This window comes from Rhodospirillaceae bacterium (assembly GCA_016712715.1).
GTDB lineage: Bacteria > Pseudomonadota > Alphaproteobacteria > Dongiales > Dongiaceae > Dongia.
Genome location: JADJQM010000004.1, coordinates 1 through 6,509 on the forward strand (window position 1 = coordinate 1; position 6,509 = coordinate 6,509).

Sequence of the window (6,509 nt, forward strand, 5' to 3'; positions counted from 1 at the left end):
CTCTCGGCGAACACCCAGCGGCACATCAAGATCACCGTGCCGGGCCCGTTCACCATGGCGCAGCAGGCCCAGATCGACTTCTACGGCGGCAGCCGCGAGAAGGCGGCCATGGATTATGCGAAAGCCGTCAACGAAGAGATCAGGCGATCCCGTTCGCCGCCGGCGCCGACGTGGTGCAGATCGACGAGCCCTACATGCAGGCCCGTCCCGAAGAGGCCCGCAAGTTCGGTCTGGCCGCGCTCAACACCGCGCTGGAAGGCGTCACCGGCCGGACGGCCGTGCACATCTGCTTCGGCTATGCAGCCATCATCCACTCGCGTCCCGGCAAGGAGGGCTATTCCTTCCTGACCGAGCTTTCGAAGTGTTCCTGCCGCCAGATCTCCATCGAGACCGCCCAGTCGAATCTCGACTGCAGCGTGCTCAAGGGGCTTGAGGGCAAGCAGATCATCCTGGGTGTCATCGATCTCTCCGACATGACGATCGAGACACCCGAGACGGTTGCCGCCCGCATCCGCCGCGCGTTGGAGTTCGTGCCCGCCGAGGACATCATCGTCGCGCCGGACTGTGGCATGAAGTACCTGCCTCGCGAGGTGGCGGATGGCAAGCTCGCCGCGATGGTGGCCGGGGCCCGCATCGTCCGCCAGGAACACGGCTGAAGTACAATTCGGTTATCGGCATTTCGCTCATCGGAGCAGGAGATTCACCATGGCCATTTCGGCAAAGCTGCCGTCGCGTCTGCATCACACGGCCTACACGTCCAAGGATCTGGAAGCCACGCGGCATTTCTACGAAGACATCATCGGCCTGCCATTGGTGGCCACCTGGTGCGAAAAGGATGAGCTCTTCGGCAAGGAGCGCACCTACTGCCACTGCTTCTTCGGCCTGGGCGACGGTGGCGCCCTGGCGTTCTTCCAGTTTGCCGAGAAGGAAGACGCGGATCTGTTCGCGCCGGAAGACTCCCCGCCACGCCGTTCCACCACATTGCGCTGAACGTCGATGCCGAGACCCGTGCCGGCATCGAGAAGCGCCTGAAGGCGGCCGGCTTCACCGAGCCGAAGATGTATGTGCTCGAGCATGGCTACTGCCGCTCGGTCTACGCCGAGGATCCGAACGGCATGATCTGCGAGTTCACCCACGATCACCCCGATGCCGAGCGGATCAATTCCGAGAACCGGAAGAACGCCCACAGCGAGCTCAAGCGCTGGCTGGGCGGCGATCACCACAACAACAACCCGTTCCGTTCGGAAGCGCACTGAAGTGCTGACAAGCAGGGACCGCATCCTGACCACGCATGTGGGCAGCCCGTCGCGCGTGCCGTCACCGACGTGCTCTTCGCCCGCGAGAACAACCAGCCGCCGCCGCCGATCCCGGCAAGGTGATCGGCGATGCGGTCGCGGCCATCGTGGCGAAACAGGTGCAGGTGGGGGTCGATATCGTCAGTGATGGCGAAATGGGCAAGATCAGCCACGCCACCACATCAAGGACCGGCTAGTCGGGCTTCGATGGCGATACCCCCGCGCGAGCCCGGGCAGGATCTGGTCGAGCACCCGCGATTGCTGGAAAAGCTGGCGAAACTGGGCTCCACCGCGAAACGTACCGCCGGCCGCGCTGTGTTGCCGAGATCCGCGTGAAGGATCTGGGGCCGATGCAGGAAGACATCGCCCACCTGCAGGCAGCCATTGCCGCATCGAAGCCGGCCGAAGCCTTCATCAACACGGCTTCACCCGGCACCATCGCGCTGTTCCAGCCCAATGATTTCTACAAGACGCAGGACGCCTATCTCGAAGCCGTGGCAGAGGGCATGCGGGCCGAATACGAAGGGCTGACACAAGCCGGCCTGCTGATACAGATCGACGCGCCCGACATGGCGATGGGCCGCCACACCATGTACCGCGACCGCACCGAGAACGATTTCGTGGGTCTGGCCGCGCGGCATGTCGAAGTGCTGAAACCCACGCGCTGTGCAACGTGCCTGCGGACCGGGTGCGCATGCATGTGTGCTGGGCAACTACGAGGGCCCGCATACGCATGACGCCGATGGAAAAGCTGCTGCCGGTGGTGATGAAGGCCAAGCCGCAGGCAATCCTGTTCGAGGCCGCCAACCCGCGCCACGCACACGAATGGCGGGCGTTCCGCGATCTGAAATCGCAGGTGCCGGACGACAAGATCCTGGTGCCGGGCGTGCTATCCACCACCACCAACTATGTCGAGCATCCTGAACTGGTCGCCGAGCGGCTGGAACGGTTCGCCGATGTGGTTGGTCGCGAGCGCGTGCTGGCGGGAACCGATTGCGGCTTCGGCACGTTTGCGGGTTTCGGTCCGGTGGATCCGGATATCGTCTGGCTCAAGCTCAGGTCGCTGGTCGAAGGCGCGGCCATCGCGTCGAAGCGGCTCTGGGGAAAGCGTTAGCAGTTCGTCCGTTCGTCAACACCAACAACAAAGGCGGGGTCTCCAATGTCAGAGTGAAGGGTCAGACACATCCTACGAGTGGAAGATCATCCTGCTGCTGAGCCTCACCTTCGGCCTTGGTGGGCCTCGACAGGTTCGTGCTGCCGATCATCCTGCAATCGCCCAATTCGACGATGGCCGCGGATCTCGGCCTGACTCCCCAGGACGGCGGCAGGCTGGCGGGATACCTGGGCATGGCCTGGGGCATCTCGGCGTTCGTGATGGGTTACCTGGCAGACAAGGTGGGGCGCCGCGCCGTGCTGGTGCCGGCCATCCTGGTGTTTTCACTGATGTCGGCATTCAGCGGCCTGGCCGGGTCGGTCATGGCCCTGATCATCTTCCGCATCATCATGGGTGTCGCTGAAGGTCCGGTCGCTTCCACCGGCGTGGCAGTCGCCGTCGAAGCTTCGAAGCCGGAACGTCGCGGCATGAACAACGGCATCTTCCAGTGCATGATTTCGCTGTTCGGCCTGGCGCTGGCTCCCCTCATCGCCACGCGCCTGCTCGACAGCTATGACTGGCGCGTCGTCTTCATGCTCGTGGGCGCGCCAGGCGTGATCCTGGCCATCGTGATGTGGTACGTGGTGCGCGAACCGCTGAAGCGCGCCTACACGGGCCACGGCGCTGGTGGCGGCACGCCCTTCCTCAGCATGTTCGGGCATCGCAATGCCAAGGTCGCGCCGCTCACGCTGATCTGCGCCATGGGCGGCATCTTCGTGATTGCGGCGATGCTCACGGCCTATCTCACCGCGCCGGTCGGGGCAGGCCTGGGGCTCGATCCGGTGACCGCCGGCAACGTGTTCTCGGCGGTGGGCATCGGCGGTTGCATCGGCCAGTTCGCCATGCCGGCGCTGTCCGACTTCATCGGGCGCAAGCTTTCCACGCTGGCTTCCTACATCCTGGCCGCGGTGTTCCTGTACTTCTTCACGCAGGCCGGTCCCGACAACACACCACCACGCTGTGGGTCCTCCTGTTCTTCGCCTCGCTGTTCAATTTTGCGGCACTGGCGATCCCTTGCAGGTCCGGTCGCCGCGGAAGCCGCGCCTCCAGGCATGCTGGCGTCGATGGCCGGGTTCGTGATCTTCGCCGGCGAGTTTGTCGGCGGCGGCGCGGCCCCGATCATTGCGGGCAACATCGCCAGCAATCCCGCGTATGGCCTGAAGGGGGCGCTTTACTCGCCGCCAGCGGCCTGTGGATCGGTTTCATCGTGGCGCTGTTCCTGAAAGAAACCGCACCGCGGCTGCAGCCGAAGTGATGCCCATGAACCGCACCGCCAACCACGCACCGCGAAATCAACCATGAGCACGCTGCCTGTAAACATCGACGATCGCATCGTCTGGGATCTGTGGCTGGCACAGTTCCGCTTCCCGGTGGTATCGGTGGCCGACGAGGTGGGCACCTTCGCCGCGATCACGGATCGGGCGAAGGCAACGGCCGAAATCGCCGCCGGGCTGCAGCTCGATGCGCCGGGCTGCAGATCCATCTGGGCATGCTGGCGGCGCTGGGTCTCGTGGAGCGTCGCGAAGGCCGGTGGCGCGCCACTGCAGCAACGCACTGGCTGCACCCGAAGGCCGACGGCTATGCCGGCCCGCTGCTGAAGCGGTTCAGGAGATCCAGCCGCTGCACGAGCAGCTGCTGGTCACCCGAAGACCGGCGGTCGCGCCGAGGGCTACAAGTCCGCCTCGGCCGAATGGGAACGCGGCGAGATGCCGGAAGGGCTGGCGGCGATCATCACCGCGTTCATGAATGCGCACAGTCGCGCGGCTTCGCTTGCCGTGGCCATGCAGCCCGTGTTCGGGGGCGTGCGGTCGGTGCTCGACGTCGGCGGGGGTTCGGGAATCTTCGCCATCGAAATGGCCAGGGCCCATCCGAAGCTGACCGCGACGGTGCTCGAGATCGACACCATCTGTGCCGAGGCCTGGCGGTATATCGATGCAGCAGGGGTATCAGCGCGGGTGAAGACCCATCCGCTGAACATGTTCACGCAGCCCTGGCCGGGCGGTTACGACGCGCATTTCTTCTCCAACATTTTCCATGACTGGTCGGACCAGACCTGCCGCATGCTGGCGAAGAAATCCTTCGATGCATTGCCGCCGGGCGGCCGGATCCTGCTGCACGAGATCCTGATGGACGACGATGGCTGCGGGCCGCTGCCTGCCGCAGCGTTCTCGCTGCTGATGCTGATTGGAACCAAAGGCCGCCAGTACAGTCTTCCCGAACTGAGGGAGTTCCTGGAGTCGGCCGGTTTCGTCGATATCGAGGCGGCCCGTACTGGTGGCGGCTACTATTCGATGGTCAGCGCACGCAGGCCTTAAGGCACGGTTCAGCGAAACCACTTCAGGCTACAGATCAGATCGCGGACAGGGGGATCAGTATGCGGATTGCGAAAAACCTTGCCTGGGTGGCTTCGGCAGCTGCATTGCTGTCAGTTGCCCTGCCGGCGACTGCCCAGCGGGTGGTCGATCCGGGCTACAAGAGCGTCGGGCGGGGCGCACCGCTGCCGGTCGATCTCTCGCAGCCGCCGCCGGCTTCGTTCAAGCAGCCCACTTCCCAGGACCCCGCCATCCAGGCGTTCCTGCAGCGCGACCTGTGGACCGTAGGCCCGGTAGGCCAGCGCGCCGGTGGCCAGTTTGGCGTCGGTGGTGGCGGTGGTCCGCCTCCGGTTCCCGGGCAGCCTCCTCGGCCAGGCGCCGCAGGGGGGCCCTCTGCACCCGGCGTAACCATCATCGCTTCCGCCAGGGATGGCGCGGCCCCAGCCGGCGTGACGCCGCTGCCGGTGGACATGTTCACCACCAAGGATTTCTACCAGGACAGCAAGTACTACACCGATCCGCGCTATTTCCGCTGCAACAGCCCCTACGGACTGGAGTCGCAGCGTGGCGCCAATGGCGTGGCGTTCACCGAGGACCCCCTCAAGGGGCCGTGGGGCTTCTGCGAGCGCGACTATCCGCGCGAATCGATGGTGAGTCCGTATGCCTTCAAGACGGCGCAGGCGCACTACGAAGCACTGCTCGCTGAAACCAAGTCCCGCGGCGGCCCGACGAAGCACACCTACCAGACTGTGCCGGGCGAGCTGACGGGCCGCTACGGCATTGATTTCCGTGCCTCGAACGACTGGTACGCAGAGCATGAGGGTCATGCAGACCTCCACCGTCATGTCGCTGCTGACGCCCCAGTATCAGCGGCGCATGGTGCAGAGCCTGTATCACGAGGCCGTCAGTGCGGCCTCGCACTGGCCTTCACAATATTGCTGGCCGGAAGGTTTCATGCGCCGGTTCGATCCGGTGGCCCTGCAGCCGCAGATCAACCCGCATGTGTTCATCGTCACGCCGCAGCTGGTGAACATCTCCACCGGCGTGGCGCGCAATTTCATCACTAACATCATGTGGGCGCAGGTTCCGCATGGATGGCGCCGTGCCGCGCCTCGGTGCCGACGTGCCCCGCCTTTGGTACGGCGAGACCATCGGCTTCTGGGACAAGGACGTGCTGATCACCTGGACTTCCAACATCCAGGGCTGGATGGTGCACGGCAAGTTCGAATTCTCGAACAAGCTGCAGACCGTCGAGATCTATACGCCGGTGCGCGACGCCGGGGGCAATGTCACCGCCATCAATCACGAGGCCGTCCTTTACGATCCGGAAGCCCTGGTTGAGCCGATCCGCATTGTCCGCAACCTCAATCGCATGGGTGGCGTGGAAGAGGGCAACCCCTATGCCTTCATCGAATGCGTGCCGACCATCCTGCCGCAGCACGGCAAGGCACAGCCAACCGCCCCCGGGCATGTCATCGAGTACGAGGTGCCGGATATCTACGGGCGCCCCTGGGCGATGATGTGGGAGAAATACTTCGAGCAGGGCATGCGCAATCCGGATCGGGAGAAAGAGGAAGAGATGTTCAACTTCGATGATGCTCCCGCGACGCAGGAACCAGTAATCATGAACACCAGAAAGAATCTGTTGCTGCTGGCGGTATTCGCGATTGCCGCGCCCCTGCATGCGCATCATTCATTCGCCCCCTTCGACCAGAACAAGACCGTGGTCTTCACCGGTGTCGTGACACG

5 protein-coding genes and 3 pseudogenes are annotated in these 6,509 nt (G+C 64.2%); all 8 read left to right on the forward strand.

Annotated features, from left to right (window positions below; all coding sequences use genetic code 11):
• Positions 1-656, forward strand: a pseudogene (locus IPK59_22905) (5-methyltetrahydropteroyltriglutamate--homocysteine methyltransferase).
• 49 nt (positions 657-705) lie between these two features.
• Positions 706-1,256: pseudogene (locus IPK59_22910) on the forward strand (VOC family protein).
• A 69-nt stretch (positions 1,257-1,325) separates the two neighbouring features.
• A pseudogene (locus IPK59_22915) lies at positions 1,326-2,409 on the forward strand (epoxyalkane--coenzyme M transferase).
• 137 nt (positions 2,410-2,546) lie between these two features.
• Complete coding sequence (locus IPK59_22920; protein MBK8161479.1) at positions 2,547-3,671, forward strand: MFS transporter; 1,125 nt, start codon at positions 2,547-2,549, stop codon at positions 3,669-3,671.
• A gap of 75 nt (positions 3,672-3,746) precedes the next feature.
• On the forward strand, positions 3,747-4,046 hold the full coding sequence (locus IPK59_22925; GenBank protein ID MBK8161480.1) for a hypothetical protein: 300 nt from the start codon (positions 3,747-3,749) through the stop codon (positions 4,044-4,046).
• 108 nt (positions 4,047-4,154) lie between these two features.
• Complete coding sequence (locus IPK59_22930; protein ID MBK8161481.1) at positions 4,155-4,763, forward strand: methyltransferase domain-containing protein; 609 nt, start codon at positions 4,155-4,157, stop codon at positions 4,761-4,763.
• Between the two features lie 59 nt (positions 4,764-4,822).
• The gene (locus tag IPK59_22935) at positions 4,823-5,827 is read left to right on the forward strand and encodes a hypothetical protein (protein MBK8161482.1); all 1,005 of its coding nucleotides are present in this window, start codon (positions 4,823-4,825) and stop codon (positions 5,825-5,827) included.
• Between the two features lie 23 nt (positions 5,828-5,850).
• Positions 5,851-6,509: hypothetical protein (locus tag IPK59_22940; GenBank protein MBK8161483.1), on the forward strand; the 659-nt coding region annotated here is incomplete at its 3' end.